Origin of the sequence: Halobaculum sp. MBLA0143, assembly GCF_041361465.1 — an archaeon.
Taxonomy (GTDB): Archaea; Halobacteriota; Halobacteria; order Halobacteriales; family Haloferacaceae; genus JAHENP01.
On record NZ_JBGKAC010000001.1, the window covers coordinates 2,045,966 to 2,064,684 of the forward strand.

Genomic DNA, 18,719 nt, shown 5'->3' on the forward strand with positions numbered 1-18,719 from the left:
GCGTTCGCTCGCAAGCCACCCTCCGGCGTTCGTCCGACACCCGTCCGCGTCGGTAGCGACGCTAGATCCAGCCTTCCGTCGCCAGCAACTCCCCGTTGAGCAGCGACGCCCCGGCGGCACCCCGGATCGTGTTGTGTGCCAGACAGTTGTACTTCACACCCGTCTCCGTCGCGGTCACGCCGCCGGCCGACACCGTCATCCCGCCGCCACGGTTCCGGTCCATCCGCGGCTGTGGCCGCTCGGGGGCGTCCTCGCCGAACACGTGGACCAGCGTCTCCGGAGACGAGGGGAGGTCGCCGCTCGGGACGTTCGCCATCGCCTCACGCACCTCGGCTGCCGTCGGGTCGTCCGCGAGCGAGACGAACACGTTCTCCAGGTGGCCGTCCAGCGTCGGAATTCGGTTACAGGAGGCCGCCACGTCCGCGTCTAGTCGCGTCAGTTCGCCCCCGTCGAACGACCCCAGCAGCTTCCGGCTCTCCGTCTCCATCTTGTCCTCCTCGCCGCCGATGTGAGGCACCGCGTTGTCGATGATCTCCATCGACGTGACGCCGGAGTAGCCCGCGCCGGAGACGGCCTGGAGGGTGGACACCTGGACGCTCTCGACGCCGAACTGCGTCAGCGCCGAGAGCGTCGGCACCATCGTGATCGTCGAACAGTTGGGGTTCTTCACGAGCGCGCCGTCCCACCCTCGCTCCTCGCGCTGGACCTCGATCAGCCCCAGGTGTTCCGGGTTGATCTCCGGGATGGTCAGCGGTACGTCCGGCGCCAGCCTGTCGTTCGAGGAGTTCGACGAGACCACGTAGCCCGCCTCACACAGCGCCGACTCCACGTTCGCCGCCACCGACGACGGCAGCGACGAGAACAACAGATCCAGGTCGTCCGGCAACGCCTCCGGTGCCGTCTCCCGAACGGTCAGCTCGCCGACCGCCTCGGGAATCTCCGTGTCCAGCCGCCACTTGGCCGCCTCGTGGTAACGCTTCCCCACGCTGTCCGGACTCGCCGTCACCGCACCGATCTCGAAGGCCGGCGTCCGCTCGATCAACTGGACGAACCGCTGGCCGACCGCCCCCGTGGCGCCGAGTACACCCACTGTGTGTGTCATTGCCGGGGGTTGGGCGCTACTGGGGTAAACTGGTTCCGTTTCGGTTCTGTGCGTCGCCCCGGTTCGGGTTCGTGCGTGGCCGGCTCTCCGACCCCGCGAGCGCCCTGCGACGGGTGGTCGATTCGGGAGGCTGTCCACACACACCGCTCGAACGGGGAAACAGACGGATCCCGGGACATCGACCCAGTGAGAACACACGGGACAGGCCGACGAGAGCGCGCGAGTCGAACGGGGGCGAACACGAGCGGAGAACAGCCGAGACAGACGGAGGCGGGCGGAGAGTCGGCAGAACACCGACACACGGACGGCCGAGACGGGCGGAGACGCGCCGAGAGACACCTCTCGCGGGCTCTCCGCCGCCGAGACCGATCCGTGAAGGGGAACCCTTAGGTGGCTCCGGTCGGAAATCCAGTGTACTATGTCGAACGGTAAGTACGCCGCGCGGAAGCTGAAGAAGGACCGCCAGAAGCGGCGGTGGTCCGACTCGGAGTACGCGCGCCGAGAGCGGGGGCTCGACGAGGCCTCCGACCCGTTGGAGGGGGCCCCGCAGGGGCGTGGTATCGTACTGGAGAAGGTCGGGATCGAGGCCAAACAACCCAACTCTGCGATCCGGAAGTGCGTTCGGGTCCAGCTCATCAAGAACGGCAAACAGGTCACGGCGTTCTGTCCGGGCGACGGCGCGATCTCCTTCATCGACGAACACGACGAGGTCACGATCGCCGGTATCGGCGGCGCCAAGGGCCGCGCGATGGGGGACCTCGGCGGTGTGAACTACAAGGTGGAGAAGGTCAACGGTGTGTCGCTGATCGAACTGGTCCGCGGGAACGCAGAGAAGCCGGTGCGCTGATATGTCCGACGCAGAACAACCCGACCCCGACGCCCCCGCCGGCGGCGAGCAGGCCACGGAGAACGCCCTGTTGTTCGGCGAGTGGGACGTGAGCGAGATCGAGTACGACGACCCGAGCACGCGCGACTACATCACCGTCACGCCCATCGCCCACACGATGGGTCGCCACGCCGACAAGCAGTTCCAGAAGTCGGAGCTGTCCGTCGTCGAGCGGCTCATCAACCGGCTGATGCAGACGGACGAGAACACGGGCAAGAAGCAACAGGCGACCCGGATCGTCAAGGACGCGTTCGACGAGATCCACAGTCGGGAAGACGAGAACCCGATCCAGACGCTCGTGACGGCCGTCGAGAACGCGGCGCCGCGCGAGGAGACCGTCCGCCTGAAGTACGGCGGGATCTCGGTGCCGAAGGCGGTCGACGTGGCCCCACAGCGCCGTGTCGACCAGGCACTGAAGTTCATCGCCGACGGCGTCCAGTCCGGCTCCTACAAGACGACGACCGACGTGTCGACCGTGCTCGCCGAGCAGTTGATCGGCGCCGCCAGCAACGACGTCAACACCTACGCGATCAACCAGAAAGAGGAGAACGAGCGCGTCGCCGCCGCCGCGCGGTAACGTCTCTCTGTCTCTGTTCTCGGGGAATCGTCCCCGTATCTCTCACCCGGTGTCGTGTGACGATTGTGTCGAGGATTTACACTTGTGGCGGGAGACAGGTCGCTCGTGAGCGAACGGAACGGGATCGACCTGATCCGGGAGGCAGACGGCTTGTAGTCTGCCGTCGATCAGACGACGGGCGTCGCCAGTCGGGGAGCGACACGAGCGGCCGCGTCGTCGAATCTGGACGAAGCGGTCGCCGTCACACAGGAAGTGCGTGAGGGCGCGACGAGCGAGCAGCGCGATCAGCTAACTCCGGCAGTCCTGTGTGCAGACTACGCGGACAGCGTCACCACACTCCGAGAGTCACTCCTGCCGACGACCCGGACGGACGCGCTCGCGGCGCAGTGCGAGGCGATCCAGACGGCGCTGCAGAGTGAGGGCGCGGCCTCGCCCGCGGCGGTGGCGACCCTGACCAGGGTCGTCGCCGAGGCCGTCGCGGATCTGGCGTCGGCGACGGTGGTGCGAGCAGACGGCGACGTGCCCGCAGAGCGGGCGACGACCGCCGCCGCACCCCGGGAGGCGTACGTCGTCACCGTCGCCGAGCGCGAGGCGTGTCTCGCGGCGCTGTCGGAGTTGCTGTTCACGGCCGTCGAGACGCCCACCGGCGACGCCGACGCGACGGTCGAGGCACGCGCGGACTGAACGCGGTCGCGGTGCAGTGCGGCGACGCCGTTCTTTCGGGTGAGGTCGTCCGGTGTCGACGCCCGTAACTGCTTTTGCTACACAACTTCGACACAGGGGCATGGCAGAGACAGAGAAGACACCAGACAAGAAGACCGTCAACATTCGGATGACCGAGACGTTCCTCGCGGACATCGATGCGACCTGGAAGGAACTCGGCTACAACAGCCGCAGCGAGTTCGTCCGCGACACGCTGCGCGACGCGGTCAAACACCCGGAGTTCGACCGCGCCGACCTGAAGGCGATGCTCGCCGGCGAGGTCGAGATCCAGCAGGGGCGGACCCACACGGCCGAAGAAATCCGCGAAGACCTCGTACCGGAGGAGTAGATGCCCGGAGAGGAGTGGCGGTGGCAGTTCACCGACGGGTGCCGACGTGATCTCGAAGGACTCGACGAGTACGCTCGTGAGCGAATCGTCTCGAAACCGGACGAAATCGTCACGGATCAGTGGCGCGATCCGGGCGACTATCTCGAACCACTCGCCGGGGCAGCACACCGGAAGCTCCGCGTCGGGGCGTTTCGGCTGGGCTGTCGTGTCGATCAGTCACAGCGAATCGTGTACGTCATGCGGATTAGACGGCGCGGCGGCGACGCCTATCGCAGTGACGACGACTGAACCAGACACGGGGGAGATACAGTCTTTTACTCCCGAATCGCCCGAGACTGCCGTATCGGTCGTAGCCAGCGGCGTCGTGATCGGAGCCGGACCCCATCGACGCTGGCACGAAGTCCTCGAACGCGCCGTACTCTTCTCCAGCCCGACGGGAACGAGTCTGTCGTCGTCCACGCGCCATTCGATAACGTTGCCAGGCTCGACGTCGACCCGACGGCGAAGAACGCTGGCGACGGGGACGGCGCTCGTCCAGTCGTCGTCGATTCGAGTCTCCCCCGCCGCCACGGCAAATGATATCGCGCCATGAGGTTTACATCACGAGGGCGGCGGGTCGACACCCCGACACCGCTCGATCGACAGCTGTCGACGCCCGTCGCCGAGTGAGTCGCGCCGCCGACAGTTCGAGCGACGAGACCGACGGGACACGACTCCGAGCAGCCACCCGTTCGACAGGGTCGTACTACGAAACTCCAACTCCGTCATAAGACGGGACTTATCTCCGGGGCGTCGTCACGGTCGGTGTGGTCGTCTCGCAGGAGTCACCGGATCTTCCGCCGGCGAGTGTTCTGAAGTACTACCTGTACAAGTCGACGGAGGCGGTCGAGTTCTACCGCCCGATCATGTACCTCTTCTTCCTGGCACAGGGGCTCAGCTTCACGCAGATCGCGGCGCTGGAGGCCATCTACAATCTGACGACGCTGGTCGGCGAGATCCCCACGGGCTACGTCGGCGACCGTGTCGGACGGCGCAACAGCCTGTTGTTCGGGACGGTGCTCATCTCGGTCACGCTGTTGGGGATCGGGCTGTCCGGATCGTTCTGGGCGTTCGCGGCGCTGTACGCCTGTTGGTCGATGGGGTACAACTTCCGGTCGGGCAGCGAAGACGCCTGGCTGTACGACACACTCACCGACGACCTCTCGGAAGACCAGTTCGCACACGTCCGAGGGCGCGGGGAGTCCGTCGCCTTGGCGGTCGGCGCCAGCGCAGCCGTCGTCGGGGGGTACCTGGGGAGTGTCGACCTGTCGTACCCGTGGTTCGTCGCCGCGGGGGTGACGGCGGTCGGGGTAGCCGTGCTCCTGACCGTCGAGGAGTCCGAGACGTACGAACGGGCCGACACCGCGACGCCGGGGTTCCGTCGCACGCTCTCGATCGTCCGCGAGGCGATCACACGGCACAACGTCCGGGCGTTCGTGTTGTACTACTACGTGCTCTACGCGGCGGCGACGTACCTGGTGTTCGTGTTTCTCCAGCCCATCTTCGAGACGGTCGTCACCGACTTCGGCGTCTCGGAGTCACGGGTACGGTCGCTGCTCGGGTGGTTCTACGCGGCGTACAGTCTCTTCGGAGCCGGGCTGAGCTACTACACCGGCGCGATCCGCGACCGACTGGGACTCCGGCGGTGGTTCCTGTGGCTCCCGTTCGTCGTGGGCGGTGCGTTGGTGGGCGCGTACCTCGTCCCCGTGTTGGCCCTGCCGGCGTTCCTGGTGATCCGTGGACTCTCCGACGTGACACGGTCGTTCGCCGGGCAGTACGTCAACGACCGCGTCGAGACGACGGGCCGTGCGACCGTGCTCAGCGCGATGGCGATGGTCAGCGGACTCGCCGTCGTCCCGTTCCAACTCGGGAGCGGCGTCGTCTCCGACGCCGTCTCGCCGTTGTTCGCGCTCGCGCTCGCGGGAGCCGTGTTGATCGTCGGGTCGGCCGGAGTCCTCCTCTGGGAGGCACCCGTCGCGGAGTAGTAGCACCCACCGTCGGCTCACGGGAGCTACGGGTCGGATCGAAGAAGCGTGAACGTCGGGAGCTCGGCGAGTCGGTGCGGCAGTCGTAGAGGGGGGAGAGTGACCGGACGTGGTCTACATCGCACCGCCCATGCCACCCATGCCGCCCATACCGCCCATGCCGCCACCGGGACCGCCGGGACCTTCGTCGTCGTCACCCTCGGTGGAGAGGTCGTCCGCGGCGATGATGTCGTCGATTTTCAGCACGAGGTTCGCGGCCTCGGCGGCAGACGACAGCGCCTGTTCCTTCGAGTGGGCCGGCTCGACGACGCCGGCCTCCAGCGTGTCTTCGACCTCCGAGCTGAACACGTTCAGCCCGGCGCGTCCGCGGCCGTCGTCGTGAGCGGCCCGCAGGTCGACCAGCGTGTCGATGGAGTCCAGGCCGGCGTTTCCGGCGAGCACCCGCGGGACGAGCTCCAACGAGTCGGCGAACGCCTCGACGGCCAGCTGTTCGCGGCCCTCGACGGAGTCGGCGAAGTCACGCAGCCGGCGGGCGACCTCCACCTCGACGGCACCGCCGCCGGGGAGGACACGCCCGTCGGAGACGGTCGTGGAGACGACGTCGAGCGCGTCCTGGAGCCCGCGCTCAAGTTCGTCGACGACGTGGTCCGTGGAGCCACGCAGGAGGAGGGTGACGCCGTGAGCGGCCTCCGCCTCGGACTCGACGTAGAACATCTCGTCGTCGTCGTCGCGCGTGACGGCGCCGGTGGCGACGTCGCCCTGGGTCACGGAGCCGAGATCGGAGACGATCCCGGTGTCGAGGATGTTGGCCAGGAACTCCAGGTCGGACTTCTTGGCACGCCGGACGGCCAGGATGCCCTCCTTGGCGAGGTAGTGCTGGGCGAGGTCGTCGATCCCCTTCTGACAGAACACGACGTTCGCGCCCGTGTCGACGATCTGTTGGACCTTCTCCTGGAGCTGTTGTTCCTCCTGGTCGAGGAACTGCTCCAGCTGGTCGGGCGACTCGATGTTGACCTGCGTGTCGACGTCGGCCTCCTCGACCTCGATCGGGTCGTTGAGCAGGAGGACCTGGGCGTCCTCGACGCTGCCGGTCATGTCGTCGTGGACCGGGTCCTTGTCGACGACGGCGCCCTCGAGCAGTTCGGACTCGCCGGCGCCGCGGCCGGTCTGGGTCTCGATCTTCACGTTGGCGAGGTCGACGACGTGGGAGCCGTCGTCGGCCTCGACGGTGACGCCCTGGACGGCACGGTAGACGAGGTCCGCGAGCACGTCCTTCTCCAGTTCGGCGCCCTTACCGGTCATCGAAGTCTCGGCGACCTTCCGGATCGTCTCCTCGTCGTCCGGCTCGACCGGCTCCGCGACGGCGTCGACCTCCTCGCGAGCCTGCTCGGACGCGAGCGAGAAGCCTTTGATGACCGCGGACGGGTGGATGTCCTGCTCCAACAGGTCCTCCGCGTTCTTCAGGAGCTCCCCGGCGATGGCGACGGCCGTCGTCGTTCCGTCACCGGCCTCGTCCTCCTGCGTCTCGGCGACCTCGACGATCATCTCGGCCGTCGGGTTGTCGATGTCCATCTCCGTGAGGATGGTGACGCCGTCGTTCGTGATGGTCACGTCACCCATCGAGTCGACGAGCATCTTGTCCATCCCCTTCGGGCCGAGGGTGGAACGTACGGACTCCGCCACCGCACGCGCGGCGGAGATGTTGTACTCCTGAGCGTCCTTGTCCTTGACCCGCTGGGAGTCTTCACCCATGATGATCATGGGCTGACCCTGCATTCGCTGGCTCATACTCAGTCGAAATGTGGTCGTAGTTCTATATAAACCTTTGCTTTCGTCCGCTCGCGGGCCACGCGGCCGTCCCCCCGCAGAGCGAGGAAATCGCCTGCTCGCGGGCGATCGAGCGTGTGTGGCGGGTTCACACGGGGCGACCGTTCCGACCCGTTCACCGGCTCGGAACGTGCGTTTAAGTAGTGTGGTGTGAGGGGAGATCCGCCAGAAGCTTCATATGTGTGTGAGACGTTCACACGGATGCAGATGTCAGACACGAAGCGCGGCCGCGAACGTCAGGGGCGCAAGAAGCGTGAACAGCTCGAGACGCAGCTTGCCCAGCGAGAGGTAGAGGCGCTGGACGAGGAGGGTAATCTCCCCGAGTACCCCCCGGAGAACGTCGACTCCGAGTTCGTCGACCCCGAGGCCGCCGGCACGGACTACAACTGACGCGACCCGGTCACTCTTCTGTCGTCTCGCGCAGCTCGGAGAGCGCCGACTCCAGCCGCGACAGCGCCGCGTCGGCGTCCATGTACCCCTGTTCGTACTCGCCGTACACCGTGTCTGCCTCCGCGAGGAACGTCTCGACCGCCTCGTCAGTCTGTGTCATCGGTCACTCCTTGGCCGCGCCGCTACCTCCGTGTTGTGGTCTGGGTGTCGCGTAGTGCCGGACTGCAGCTCCACCGTACACCGTGGTGTCGGGTCGTCTGCCGTCGCCGTCTCGCGCTCCTCGCGGGTGATCGAGAACCGGTACTGATCCGTCACTGATCCGTCTGGGCGGGTGGAGTGGTGGCGGAGCGAGCCCTCCCGTCGCTCTCCGTAGTCGTCGACGTACCCCCGGATCGGCCGTCGGGGGCGGCTGTCGTCCGCGTGACAGGTGGCGTGGTAGGCGTCCGGGTCGTACCGTTCGAACCACGGCACGTGCCTCGTCGCTCGTTCGCGCCGACCCGGGCTGTCGAACGACCCCCACGGCTCCCAGAGGTCTGTCTCGCCCAGCCGCACCACCACCAGTCGTTCCGTCTCGATTCGCCGCGGAGACAGTCCGGTCACCGGTTCGACCGGGGTCACACGAGTCTGCCGGCCGTCACAGTCTGCGTGAGGAGCCGAGAGAACTTTACCAGACGGCGGCGTCACCTCGGGCGTGCCCTCCAGACGTGACACCGTCGGCACCGTCGCGGCGGGCGTAGTGGTCGCACTCGCCGGCTGTAGCCAACTCCAGACGAGCACAGACGCGACGACGGCCGACGACACGAGCACAGACGCGACGACAGCCGACGAGACGAACCGGACGGCGGAACGGTCGTCGTTCACGCTCGAACTCGTCGGTCCCGAGGAACGACAGACGTTGTTCACCGAGGCCGACACCGCCGACGTCGGCGAGGTGCGCCAGCAGGGAGAGATCTGGATGGTCCCCGTCCGGCTGACGCCGTCGGCGACGACCGCCCTCTCCGAGACGTTCGAGACCGCCGGCGTCGCCGACGACCCCGAGGCGTTCGAGGCCGTCGTCCGGGTCGACGGCGAGACGATCAACCGTTTCGGCTTCGCGCCGTCGCTCGCGTCCGCGGTCGCCTCGGGCGACTACGACGGCTCGTTCGTCGTGACCTTCCCCGAGGAGGACGCTGCCGACCGGGCCAGACGCGCCCTGGCGAGCGACTGACCGCGCCCGTGTGAGGACTCGGAGAACGGCGGCGCCGGCTACTCGGCGGCGGCGTGGGCGTACACGAACGCCCGTAGGAGCTTCCCAGCCAGCGCGGCCGCCTGACCGTCGTCGCGGTCGTTCACCTCCACCGTGTCGAACCCGACACAGTGGGGCGCGACCGCCCGGACGATTCGGTGGACCTCGCGGGGCGTGAGCCCGAACGGCTCCATCGTCCCCGTGCCGGGGGCGAACCCGGGGTCCAAGCCGTCGATGTCGACGGAGAGGTACGCCGGCCCCTCGACGGACGGCTCCCAGTCGGCCGCCTCCGCCGGCGGGACGACGGTCACGTCCATCGCCGCTGCCCGCTCCCACTCCGCCGGCGACCCCGTCCGGGCGCCGATCACGACCACCTCGTCGACGGTCGGGTAGTCGCCGTCCGCGAGCCCGTCCAACGCACGACGGGTGACGCAGGCGTGGCTGAGCGGGTTGCCGTCGTAGTCGTCCCGGAGGTCGAGGTGGGCGTCGACGACGACCAGCGTCGTCGGCTCTGTGGCGCGAACGCCGGCCCACGACACCGTGTGCTCGCCGCCGACGAGCACCGGAACGGCGTCGTCGACGACGGCCGCCCGTAGCTCCGCCGTCAGGTGGTCGAGGTACGCCGCCGTGTCGTCCCAGGCGGACACGTCCCCGGCGTCGTGGACCGCGAGCTCGGAGAAACGAGTGTCGGTGTGGTGGTCGTAGTCGTCGAACGTCTCGGCGAACCGCCGGACGCGGTCGGGGCCGAACCGGGCGCCGGGTTGGAACGTGGTCGTCGCGTCCAAGGGCCCGCCGGTGAGGACGTACGCCGCGTCCGACCGCTCTGCGGTCGCGCCGGGAAACGACATCACCCGACGACCTTACGCTGGCCTTCGTACTCCAGGAACTCGATATTCTGGTCGGCCTCGAACTCCCCGTCGTCCGGGGCGAGCATGGTGAACGTGTCGTACGTCTCCAGGTCCATCACCTGCACCTCGTCGTCGGCGACGGAGACGACCTGCCCCTTCTTCCGTTCGATGATCGGCACCCAGACCTTCGCGTCCACCGGCTGGGACAGCGTCCGTTTCTTCCCGTCGAACACGCCCTTCCCCTCGATGCGAGCCTTGGCGCTGCCGTGTTTGCCCGGCTTGGCCGTGCTGTAGCCGTCGATCTCGCACGGCGAGTCCTCCATCATGAGGTAGCTCCCCTCTTGGAGTTCGCGGACCTCCTTCTGTTCTCGTGGCATTCTATCCCGAGTTTCCGGCGGCGGCAGTATAAACGGTTTGATACCGCCGAAGGCGACCGGACCGCTTTTCTGCCGGCCTCGCCAACGCGAGAGCGTGTTGGCCGCCGAGCTGCACTGTCACTCCGCGCTGTCACACGACGGCCGCGACCCCGTCGAACTCCTGGTAGAACAGGCCGCGGCCGTCGGACTGGACGTGCTCGCCGTCACCGACCACGACGAGATCGACGCCAGCCGCGAAGCCGCCGCACTCGCCGAGGAGTACGGCCTCGTCGGTGTCGTCGGCACCGAGGTCTCCAGTGCGGCCGGGCACGTCCTCGGGCTCGGCGTCCGAGAGGCGATCCCCGCGGGACTCTCCTTCGACGAGACGCTCGACCGTATCCACGACGCCGGCGGCATCGCCGTCGTCCCACACGCCTACCAGAAGTCGCGCCACGGGGTCGCACCCCACATCACGGACGAACAACTCGCCCACGCCGACGCCATCGAGGTGTTCAACTCCAGGCTCCTCACCGGTCGCGGCAACCGGAAGGCCGAGGCGTTCGCCGTCGAACGCGGGCTGCCGGCCGTCGCCGGCAGCGACGCCCACGTCTCCGAGATGGTCGGACAGGCCGTCACCCAGATCGGCACGGACGAACGCACCCCCGAGGCGGTGTTGGACGCCGTCCACGAGGGGAAGACGAGCGTCGTCGGTCGACGGACCCCCTGGCACGTCTCGTTCCGGCAGGCCGCCGGAGGGGCGAAACGTCGGGTCCAGCGCCGACTCGGCGAACTCCTGTGAGTGACTCACGCCTCGACGGCGCCGCGCCCACGACCGTTCGCGGGGCGCTGGCGAGCGGCGACCCGTTGCCCGGCACCGTCGGCTTCGCCGGCCGGGTGGACGACTGTCTCGTCCGCGACGTGCTCGGTCGCCGGCCCGTCTTCGTCGACGCGACCGACCCCGAACGGTGGGCGTTCGACCCCACGGACCTGACCGACGCAGAGCTACTCCCGGCGGGCTGTCGGCTGCCCGTCGGGGAGCCCGTCGCCGCCGCCGAGAGCGTCTGGTCGCTGCCGGACCCCGACCCTCGCCGGCGGGAGGAGGCAGTCGCGGCCGTCGAGCGTACCGTCCACGAACGGGTGGTGACGGAGTCTGCGCCCGCTGCGGTCGCCTTCTCCGGCGGCGTCGACTCCGCCGTCGTCGCCGCCGGCCGTCCGGACGCGCCGCTGTACGTCGCCGGCTTCGAGGGCTGTCACGACGTGACAGCGGCCCACGAGGCCGCCACTGCCGCCGACCGTGCCGCCGACCTCCAGACGGTCGAACTGGACCACGAGACGCTCCGCGAGGCCGTCCGCGCGGTCGTCGCCGCGACCGGCCGGTCGAACCCGATGGACGTGAGCATCGCCGTCCCGTTGTTCTGTGTCGCCCGGCGGGCCGCCGCCGACGGCCACGACCGCCTGGCCGTCGGCCAGGGCGCAGACGAACTGTTCGGCGGCTACGCCAAGGTCCGGACGCCCGAGGAAGACGACCGCGTGGACGCGACGACCGTCCGCGGTGCTCGTCGGGAGACGGTGCTGTCGCTGCCGGACCAGCTCGCTCGTGACGTGGTGACGCTACGGGCCGCCGGCGTGGAGCCGGTCGCGCCGTTCCTCCACGACGACGTGATCGCGGCCGCGCTCCGACTCCCCGGCGACGCGCTCGTCGCCGACGGCGTCGGGAAGGTCGCGCTGCGCGAGACTGCCGACGGGGTCGTCCCGGAACCCGCCCGCGTCGCCGACAAGAAGGCCGTCCAGTACGGAACCTACGTCTCGCGGGAGTTGGACCGACTGGCGCGGCGTGCGGGGTTCAAGCGGCGTATGAACGACCACGTCGGGCGGTACGTCGCCGCGCTGACCGCGGGCGATCTCGATCGGGGGTGACTGGGTCGCTGGACGGTGGCGGTTGGACGCACGTCGGGGACGGTGAACACACCGAAAGACTACGCCCGTAGCGCAGTCACGGACGGGCGTGACCCCGGAACGACGAGACCGCCGTCGGTCACGCCGTCGACTCCTCGCTGCGCTCGGCGCATCCCTGTCGACTGGACTCGCCGGCTGCAACACAGGGACGGAGCGGTCGCGCACGGACACGTCGACGAACACGTGGACACGGCCGCCGACGGAGCCACCGACAGAAACGCCAACTCCGCTGGCGACGGACGACCCCACCGAGACGAGGGCGTCGCCGACGGCGCTGCCGGCAGTGTCGGGTGATACCGAACTCCTGTGGGAGGTCGCCGTCGGGAGCGGCGCGGAGGCGTACTCGCTCACGACCGACGACGGTCGGATCTTCCTCGCGGCGAACGACGGAGGACTGGTCAGACTCGGCGCGGACGGGCAAGTCGTCTGGGAAGCGCTCGACCGCTCGGAGTCGGTTCGGGCGTCACCGCTCGTCGACGGCGACACGGTGTACACGGCGGGCCGAACGGTGTTCGCCGTCTCGGCGGGGACGGGCGCGACACGGTGGACGGCCGGCGAGACGTACGGGTCAGTGGAACTGTTCTTGCGTGACGACACGCTGTACGCCGTCGGCGGCGGCGTGTTCGCCGTCGATCTCGACACGCACCGAGTCGAGAAACGGAGCGATGTTCCGACATCGCCGCAGTCGCTGGGGACGGTCGGTGCCACCGTCTTCGACGGGGTCGCCTACGTGGCCACAGATGGCGGACTGCTGATGAACCGCCGGCTGGCCGACGGCGAGCCGATCTGGCGGGAACGAACGTTCGGATACAGTAGCGTCACTCCGCCCGTCGCCGGCGACGAGACCCTGTTCGTCGGGACGGACGACGGAGTCCGAGCGGTCGACCCGGCGACCGGCGCGGATCGTTGGGTCGCGGCCGGCACCACGAGCGGCGACGCCCTCTCACAGCGCGTCACCGACGGAACACTGTACGGCTTCGGCGCCGGGACGCTCCACGCGGTGACGACCGACGGGACTGTCCAGTGGTCGACGCCCGTCAAGGCGAAGTACGGGGTCGACCTCGCCGTCGGCGACGACCGCGTGTTCCTGGCGACCGCCGACCGCGTCACCGCGTTCGACCGGGCGACCGGGCGACAGCAGTGGCGCGTGACGTTCGGCGGCGGGGAGTTCGGCAGTGTCGAGTCGGTCGCGTTCCTGCCGGACCCGCCGGTCGTCGTCGTCGTCAGCCGGGCCGACGCCGTCGGACTCCGGGCGTGAGTTTCACCCCTCGACGGCCCGAATCGCCTCCAGCCCGATCTCGACGGTGTCGCGGTCGAGGTCGGCGTCGCGCAGTTCTGGCGCGGTGTACCACGTCCAGGCCGTCGCCGGCTCTTCGCCGTCTGCGGGGTCGATCTCCCGACTGTCGGCCTGGGCGAAGAAGACGTGATCGACGTGTTGGTGGCTCACGAAGCCGTCGTCGTGGACGTTCACGTCGTACAACATCGTGTGTCTGGGCGTCGGGAGCGTCTCGCCGTTGGGCGCCGGGACGGCGTCCGTGTCGTCGACGAGCGTCGGCTCCAAGCCAGTCTCCTCGCGCACTTCGCGGAGCCCACACTCGTGGGGGAGTTCGTCGCGCTCTACGTGGCCGCCGGGCGGAATCTCGATCCCGAGGCCAGGGTGTTCGTGTAAGGCGACCGCGCCGTCGGAGACGACGTAGACGGTCGCGGTGTGGTGGCGTGTCGTCTCCACGACCGGACGTAGACGGCGGCAGTAATGCGTCTTGGGGAGACGGTACCACCCCCACCCAGTGTCAGGGCATCTGGACCTTCTCTTCGGCCTCCAACAGCTCGTGGTAGCGGTTGCGGATCGTCACCTCGGAGATGTTCGCCACCTCGCTCACCTCGCTCTGGGTCACCTTCTCGTTGGTGAGCAGGGAGGCGGCGTAGACGGCCGCAGCGGCGAGTCCGACCGGGGACTTCCCGGAGTGGACCCCCTGTTCTTTCGCCGTCGATAGGAGCTGACGGGCGCGTCGCTCGGACTCCTCGGACAGTTCCAGATCGGAGGCGAATCGCGGGACGTAGCTCTCCGGGTCCGCCGGCTGGATCTCCAGGTTGAGCTCCCGGACGATGTAACGGTACGTCCGGGCGATCTCGTCTTTCTCCACCCGCGAGACGTTGGCGATCTCGTCGAGAGACCGGGGCGTGCCGGCCTGCCGGGCGGCGGCGTACAGCGAGGAGGTGGACACCCCCTCGATGGAGCGGCCGGGCAGCAGGTCCTCGTCTAAGGCGCGCCGGTAGATGACGGAGGCCGTCTCCCGGACGTTCTCCGGGAGCCCCAGGGCCGACGCCATCCGGTCGATCTCCCCCAGCGCCTGCTTCAGGTTCCGTTCCTTCGAGTCACGGGTGCGGAACCGCTCGTTCCAGGTACGGAGCCGTTGCATCTTCTCGCGCTGTCGGCTGGACAGCTGCTTGCCGTAGGCGTCCTTGTCCTGCCAGCCGATGTTCGTCGACAGCCCCTTGTCGTGCATCATGTTGGTCGTCGGGGCACCGACACGGGACTTCTCGTCTTTCTCCTTGGCGTCGAACGCGCGCCACTCCGGCCCGCGGTCGATCTCGTCTTCCTCCACGACGAGCCCACAGTCCCGACACAGGGTCTCGCCGCGCTCGGAGTCGTTCACTAGGTTCCCGCTACACTCCGGACACTCCAACGTCTCCTCTTCCTCGTCCGACTCCTCTCGCTCGGTGTCGCGTTGGCTCCCTCGGGTGCGGGTTCGCTCGCTCGTGTAGTTGCGGACGTTCTCACTCATGATTGACTGGGTGGGGTGGTGCCGTCGGGAGAGAAACTGCTCCCTCCTTGTCTCACCGTAGACAGTTACTGGGGCGACAGCCTTATGAATCTGACGTATGATTCCATCTAACACCCCAGTTGTAATTGCCAGACGGCGTCGGGGCGATTCTGGCGGCTACAAGAGGATTTCGGACCCTCTCGAGAGTCACGGGGTTTCCCGCCGCCCTCCGGCGGTTCTCGCCACACTGAGGCGAGATCTGACCCCGCGCAAACTATCGAAAGCGATAATGGTGTGAGGCCACACTGGCGGCAGGGTCGTCGCCCGTCGACGGCGGTGGTCGGGTCGTCGCCCGTCGGCGGCATCGAAACGCTTACTCGCCGGACGGGCGACGCTGTGGGTATGAGCGAGACGCCGGCAGACGGCGACGGGGTCGTCACCGCCGACGACGTGCGCCATGTCGCCGACCTGGCACGGGTGGACTTAGCCGACGAGGAGGTCGCCGAGTTCACCGAGCAGTTCGGCGAGATTCTCGACTACTTCGCGGCCCTAGACGAGGTCCCGGAGACGGACGCCGAGCCGGACCTGGTCAACGTGATGCGGGCCGACGAGGTCCGGGAGGGGCTGGATCGAGAGGCGGCGCTGTCGAACGCACCGGAGTCGGAGGCGGGCTACTTCCGTGGCCCGCGGGTGTCGTAGATGTCGGCAGACGAGTTCGACGCCTTCCTGGCGCAGACGACGGTCGAGGGCGCGGACGACGGCCCGCTCGCCGGCCGGACGGTCGCAGTCAAGGACAACATCTCGACGGCCGGCGTGGCGACGACGTGTGGCTCTGCGATGCTCTCGGAGTACGAGCCGCCGTTCGACGCGACCGTCGTAGAACGCCTGAAGGAGGCCGGGGCCACCCTCGTCGGCAAGACCAACATGGACGAGTTCGGGATGGGCGGGACGACGGAGACGTCCGCGTTCGGCCCGACGAAGAACCCGGTGGACCCCGACCGGGTCCCCGGGGGTTCGTCGGGCGGCTCCGCGGCCGCCGTCGCCGCCGGCGAGGCCGACCTCGCGCTCGGCACGGACACCGGCGGCTCCGTCCGCAACCCCGCAGCGTTCTGTGGAGTCGTCGGGCTCAAGCCCACCTACGGGCTCGTCTCCCGGTACGGGCTGATCGCGTACGCCAACTCCCTCGAACAGGTCGGCCCCATCGCCGACAGCGTCGCCGACACCGCCGCACTCCTGGACGTGATCGCCGGCCCGGACGAGCGTGACGCCACCACTCGCTACGACGCCGCCGACGGCGGCCCCGACGACCACCCCGCGGAGACGACGACGTACGCCGACGCCGTCGCCCCCGACGCCGCCGACTTCACTGTCGGGCTGCCGACGGAACTCGTTGAGGGCGCAAGCGACCCCGTCCGGGAGACGTTCACCGACGCCGTCGACGCCCTCCGCGACCGCGGCGTCGACACGGTCGAGGTGTCGCTCCCGTCCGTCGAGCACGCCGTCCAGGCGTACTACGTGATCGCCACGAGCGAGGCCTCCTCGAACCTCGCCCGCTTCGACGGCGTCCGCTACGGTCCCGACACGGACGCGGACGGGGACTGGAACGAGCAGTTCGCCGCCGTCCGCGAGGACGGGTTCGGGCCGGAGGTGAAGCGTCGGGTCCTGCTGGGGACGTTCGCGCTGTCTGCGGGCTACCACGACCAGTACTACGAGAAGGCCCAGGACGCACGCGCCTGGGTGAAGCAGGACTTCGACGAGGCGCTGTCGGAGGCGGACGTGTTGGCGACGCCGACGATGCCGGTCGTCCCGCCCGAGCGCGGCGAGAGCCTGGACGACCCGCTCCAGCTGTACCTGATGGACGCCAACACGGTCCCGGTGAACCTGGCGAACCTCCCGGCGATCTCCGTGCCCGCCGGCACCGCCGACGGGCTGCCGGTCGGCTGTCAGTTCGTCGGGCCCGCGTTCGGCGAGCCGGCGATCATCCGGGCCGCCAGCGCGCTGGAGGACGCCGTCGCCTGACGCGACACACACCCCAACGTACAATACGTCTCGAACGACACACGACGAGCGTGTCAAACACGCTCTGGCGGCTGTTCGACCCTGCCGTGTTCGCCACCGGCACGTTCGGCGTCGCGCTGACGCTGTTCGTCGTCGGCGCCGGTCGCCCCGCTCTGATCGCGCTCGTCGTCGGCTGGTTCCTCCTCACTCCGTTGTCGGGCGTCCTCAAAGAGGAGGTGTTCGACGAGGAGTTGGACGAGGCCGCCAACTCCGTGTCGAACGCCGCCGAGGTCGAGACGGACGCGGACGACCCCCTCGAACGACTCCGCGAGCGCTACGCGGCCGGCGAGATCGACGAGGCCGAGTTCGAGCGCCGGCTGGACGCCCTGATCGAGACGGAGGACGCCGACCCCGAGACCGCCCGCGACCGACTCGACCGGACGCCCGCGGACGGCGGCCTCGACGACCTAGACATGTCCGACCTGGACGAGGCGACGGACGACGACCTAGACATGTCCGACCTGGACGAGGCGACGGACGACGACCTAGACATGTCCGACCTGGACGAGGCGACGGACGACGACCTAGACATGTCCGACCTGGACGAGGCGACGGACGACGACCTAGACATGTCCGACCTGGACGAGGCGACGGACGACGGGCGAGACCGGGAACTGGAGCGGGAGTGAACGGAGGAGAGACAGTCAGCGGAACAGCGACCGAAGCCGACCGGCCACACTCTTGATTCGGCCGTTCACCGGGTCCTTCAGGTCCGTCCCGTACGTCTCACGGCGTTCCTCGTCCGTTCGGTCGGCCGTGTAGATGGCGAACCCGCTCTGGTCGGACGCCTCCCTCTCTTTCGCGTCGTTACGGCTCATACCACGACATCGTTCTCCTTTCGTCATAAGAGTATCCCAACTTTCTCGCTGTACTCGGTCGCCAGGTTGCAGACTCGTGTGTTCTTGATCTCGATCTCGCTCGTCGCTCGCTCCTCTGGGATGTCGAGCACGTCTGTCACCTCGGACTCGGAGTCGATCACGAAGACTGCTGCCGGGTTCGCCTCCGCAGGGTCGTCGTTCGGTCGGTACACCGGGGTGCCGATTATCACCTGGAGGTGGTCTGTCGCGTTGTCCTGTCTCGGCGTCGTCTCGAAGCCGTCCGGCCACTCCCCTCGCCGCTCTCTGACTGCGATCTGCTGTTTCCCCTGTCGGTAGACTGCGCCGGCACAGCCCTGCCCGGGCTTGAACTCGAGTTCGAGTTCGTCTGGACGGTACTCTCCCCGGTCTGCAGTGAAGCTGATCTCCAGTCTGTCGTCCCCGACCACCCCTCCGGCAGTTGGTCGCATGACGTTGCACCTGACCTCGACGTCGTCACCAGCGACGCTCTCGATTTCTTCGCCCGCCTTCCCGAGGTAGTCGTCGAAGAAGGTACTCAGCTGTTGGTCTCGCTTCTGTACCGGGGGGCGGTATGTGAGGTAGTACTGTGTACCGAGGACGACTCCCAGGGAGACGGTTGCCAGCCCGGCAGCCACCCACCCAATCCCGACGAACCCCAGGACTCCGATCAGGACACCTGTGAAGTTCACGACGACGTTCGCCAAGAACTTCTTCGTCGACTGGCGGACGCTCTCCGGTAACATCTCTTCTTCCCTCGCCGGTTGCTTTCGATTTGATTTCAGTTTTTGCATACGAACTGTGGCCAAGTGACAGGATCT

Annotated in this window: 24 protein-coding genes; 14 read left to right on the forward strand and 10 right to left on the reverse strand. The window is 68.1% G+C overall.

From position 1 onward, the window contains the following. Positions 1-61: 61 nt before the first annotated feature. Positions 62-1,102 carry an aspartate-semialdehyde dehydrogenase gene (gene asd, locus RYH79_RS10560; protein ID WP_370898880.1) on the reverse strand — a complete coding sequence of 347 codons (1,041 nt, stop codon included), beginning with the start codon at positions 1,100-1,102 and terminating at the stop codon, positions 62-64. A 418-nt stretch (positions 1,103-1,520) separates the two neighbouring features. Here asd and RYH79_RS10565 point away from each other — a divergent pair, with 418 nt between their 5' ends. The 6 genes from RYH79_RS10565 (at position 1,521) to RYH79_RS10590 (ending at position 5,640) form a co-directional block, all read left to right on the forward strand. After that, entirely contained in the window at positions 1,521-1,949 is a 429-nt protein-coding gene (locus RYH79_RS10565; RefSeq protein ID WP_370898882.1) for a 30S ribosomal protein S12, read from the forward strand. Between the two features lies 1 nt (position 1,950). After that, positions 1,951-2,565, forward strand: coding sequence for a 30S ribosomal protein S7 (locus RYH79_RS10570; RefSeq protein WP_370898884.1), 615 nt, complete (start codon positions 1,951-1,953; stop codon positions 2,563-2,565). A gap of 252 nt (positions 2,566-2,817) precedes the next feature. Further along, positions 2,818-3,249, forward strand: a complete 432-nt coding sequence (locus RYH79_RS10575; protein WP_370898886.1) for a hypothetical protein — start codon at positions 2,818-2,820, stop codon at positions 3,247-3,249. A 100-nt stretch (positions 3,250-3,349) separates the two neighbouring features. Then, positions 3,350-3,616, forward strand: a complete 267-nt coding sequence (locus RYH79_RS10580) for a ribbon-helix-helix domain-containing protein (protein ID WP_370898888.1) — start codon at positions 3,350-3,352, stop codon at positions 3,614-3,616. Next, positions 3,617-3,904, forward strand: coding sequence for a type II toxin-antitoxin system RelE family toxin (locus RYH79_RS10585; RefSeq protein WP_370898890.1), 288 nt, complete (start codon positions 3,617-3,619; stop codon positions 3,902-3,904). It abuts the gene before it with no gap. Positions 3,905-4,521: 617 nt separating this feature from the next. Further along, entirely contained in the window at positions 4,522-5,640 is a 1,119-nt protein-coding gene (locus RYH79_RS10590; RefSeq protein WP_370900862.1) for an MFS transporter, read from the forward strand. A gap of 114 nt (positions 5,641-5,754) precedes the next feature. Here RYH79_RS10590 and thsB read toward each other — a convergent pair whose 3' ends face one another. Then, positions 5,755-7,428 carry a thermosome subunit beta gene (gene thsB, locus RYH79_RS10595; protein WP_370898892.1) on the reverse strand — a complete coding sequence of 558 codons (1,674 nt, stop codon included), beginning with the start codon at positions 7,426-7,428 and terminating at the stop codon, positions 5,755-5,757. Positions 7,429-7,674: 246 nt separating this feature from the next. Between thsB and RYH79_RS10600 the strand changes: the two genes are divergently transcribed. Beyond that, a complete protein-coding gene (locus tag RYH79_RS10600) occupies positions 7,675-7,857 on the forward strand; it encodes a hypothetical protein (protein WP_370898894.1) in 183 nt (60 codons plus the stop codon). A 10-nt stretch (positions 7,858-7,867) separates the two neighbouring features. Here the strand turns inward: RYH79_RS10600 and RYH79_RS10605 are convergent, their stop codons facing one another. Then, a complete protein-coding gene (locus RYH79_RS10605) occupies positions 7,868-8,017 on the reverse strand; it encodes a hypothetical protein (RefSeq protein WP_370898896.1) in 150 nt (49 codons plus the stop codon). Next, positions 8,014-8,475 (reverse strand): hypothetical protein, encoded by a 462-nt coding sequence (locus RYH79_RS10610; RefSeq protein ID WP_370898898.1) that lies wholly within the window; start codon positions 8,473-8,475, stop codon positions 8,014-8,016. The genes RYH79_RS10605 and RYH79_RS10610 overlap by 4 nt, the downstream gene beginning before the upstream one ends. A gap of 73 nt (positions 8,476-8,548) precedes the next feature. Here RYH79_RS10610 and RYH79_RS10615 point away from each other — a divergent pair, with 73 nt between their 5' ends. After that, a complete protein-coding gene (locus tag RYH79_RS10615; RefSeq protein ID WP_370898900.1) occupies positions 8,549-9,064 on the forward strand; it encodes a preprotein translocase subunit SecD family protein in 516 nt (171 codons plus the stop codon). A 38-nt stretch (positions 9,065-9,102) separates the two neighbouring features. On the opposite strand, the gene speB is transcribed toward RYH79_RS10615, so the two are convergent. Then, positions 9,103-9,930: an agmatinase gene (gene speB, locus RYH79_RS10620; RefSeq protein WP_370898902.1), complete on the reverse strand. Its 828-nt coding sequence runs from the start codon at positions 9,928-9,930 to the stop codon at positions 9,103-9,105. Then, entirely contained in the window at positions 9,930-10,307 is a 378-nt protein-coding gene (locus RYH79_RS10625; protein WP_370898904.1) for a translation initiation factor IF-5A, read from the reverse strand. Before RYH79_RS10625 ends, speB begins: the two co-directional genes overlap by 1 nt. 94 nt (positions 10,308-10,401) lie before the next feature. On the opposite strand from RYH79_RS10625, the gene RYH79_RS10630 reads away from it, so the two are divergent. The 3 genes from RYH79_RS10630 to RYH79_RS10640 all read left to right on the forward strand — a co-directional run bounded on the left by RYH79_RS10630 (position 10,402) and on the right by RYH79_RS10640 (position 13,500). After that, a complete protein-coding gene (locus tag RYH79_RS10630) occupies positions 10,402-11,085 on the forward strand; it encodes a PHP domain-containing protein (RefSeq protein ID WP_370898906.1) in 684 nt (227 codons plus the stop codon). Further along, positions 11,082-12,203: an asparagine synthase C-terminal domain-containing protein gene (locus tag RYH79_RS10635; RefSeq protein ID WP_370898908.1), complete on the forward strand. Its 1,122-nt coding sequence runs from the start codon at positions 11,082-11,084 to the stop codon at positions 12,201-12,203. The genes RYH79_RS10630 and RYH79_RS10635 overlap by 4 nt, the downstream gene beginning before the upstream one ends. A gap of 322 nt (positions 12,204-12,525) precedes the next feature. Continuing rightward, the gene (locus RYH79_RS10640) at positions 12,526-13,500 is read left to right on the forward strand and encodes an outer membrane protein assembly factor BamB family protein (protein WP_370898910.1); all 975 of its coding nucleotides are present in this window, start codon (positions 12,526-12,528) and stop codon (positions 13,498-13,500) included. 3 nt (positions 13,501-13,503) lie between these two features. Here the strand turns inward: RYH79_RS10640 and RYH79_RS10645 are convergent, their stop codons facing one another. Together RYH79_RS10645 and RYH79_RS10650 are read right to left on the reverse strand one after the other, a co-directional pair. Then, positions 13,504-13,971 (reverse strand): NUDIX domain-containing protein, encoded by a 468-nt coding sequence (locus RYH79_RS10645; RefSeq protein WP_370898912.1) that lies wholly within the window; start codon positions 13,969-13,971, stop codon positions 13,504-13,506. A gap of 61 nt (positions 13,972-14,032) precedes the next feature. After that, a complete protein-coding gene (locus RYH79_RS10650) occupies positions 14,033-15,028 on the reverse strand; it encodes a transcription initiation factor IIB (RefSeq protein ID WP_370898914.1) in 996 nt (331 codons plus the stop codon). Between the two features lie 381 nt (positions 15,029-15,409). On the opposite strand from RYH79_RS10650, the gene gatC reads away from it, so the two are divergent. The 3 genes from gatC to RYH79_RS10665 are packed head-to-tail and all read left to right on the forward strand — an operon-like array spanning position 15,410 to position 17,694. Then, entirely contained in the window at positions 15,410-15,706 is a 297-nt protein-coding gene (gene gatC / locus RYH79_RS10655) for an Asp-tRNA(Asn)/Glu-tRNA(Gln) amidotransferase subunit GatC (RefSeq protein WP_370898916.1), read from the forward strand. After that, a complete protein-coding gene (gene gatA / locus RYH79_RS10660) occupies positions 15,707-17,026 on the forward strand; it encodes an Asp-tRNA(Asn)/Glu-tRNA(Gln) amidotransferase subunit GatA (protein ID WP_370898918.1) in 1,320 nt (439 codons plus the stop codon). Positions 17,027-17,076: 50 nt separating this feature from the next. Continuing rightward, positions 17,077-17,694, forward strand: a complete 618-nt coding sequence (locus RYH79_RS10665; protein WP_370898920.1) for an SHOCT domain-containing protein — start codon at positions 17,077-17,079, stop codon at positions 17,692-17,694. Between the two features lie 15 nt (positions 17,695-17,709). On the opposite strand, the gene RYH79_RS10670 is transcribed toward RYH79_RS10665, so the two are convergent. Then, positions 17,710-17,883 carry a hypothetical protein gene (locus tag RYH79_RS10670; protein WP_370898922.1) on the reverse strand — a complete coding sequence of 58 codons (174 nt, stop codon included), beginning with the start codon at positions 17,881-17,883 and terminating at the stop codon, positions 17,710-17,712. 23 nt (positions 17,884-17,906) lie between these two features. Beyond that, the gene (locus RYH79_RS10675) at positions 17,907-18,644 is read right to left on the reverse strand and encodes a hypothetical protein (RefSeq protein WP_370898924.1); all 738 of its coding nucleotides are present in this window, start codon (positions 18,642-18,644) and stop codon (positions 17,907-17,909) included. Positions 18,645-18,719 lie beyond the last annotated feature (75 nt).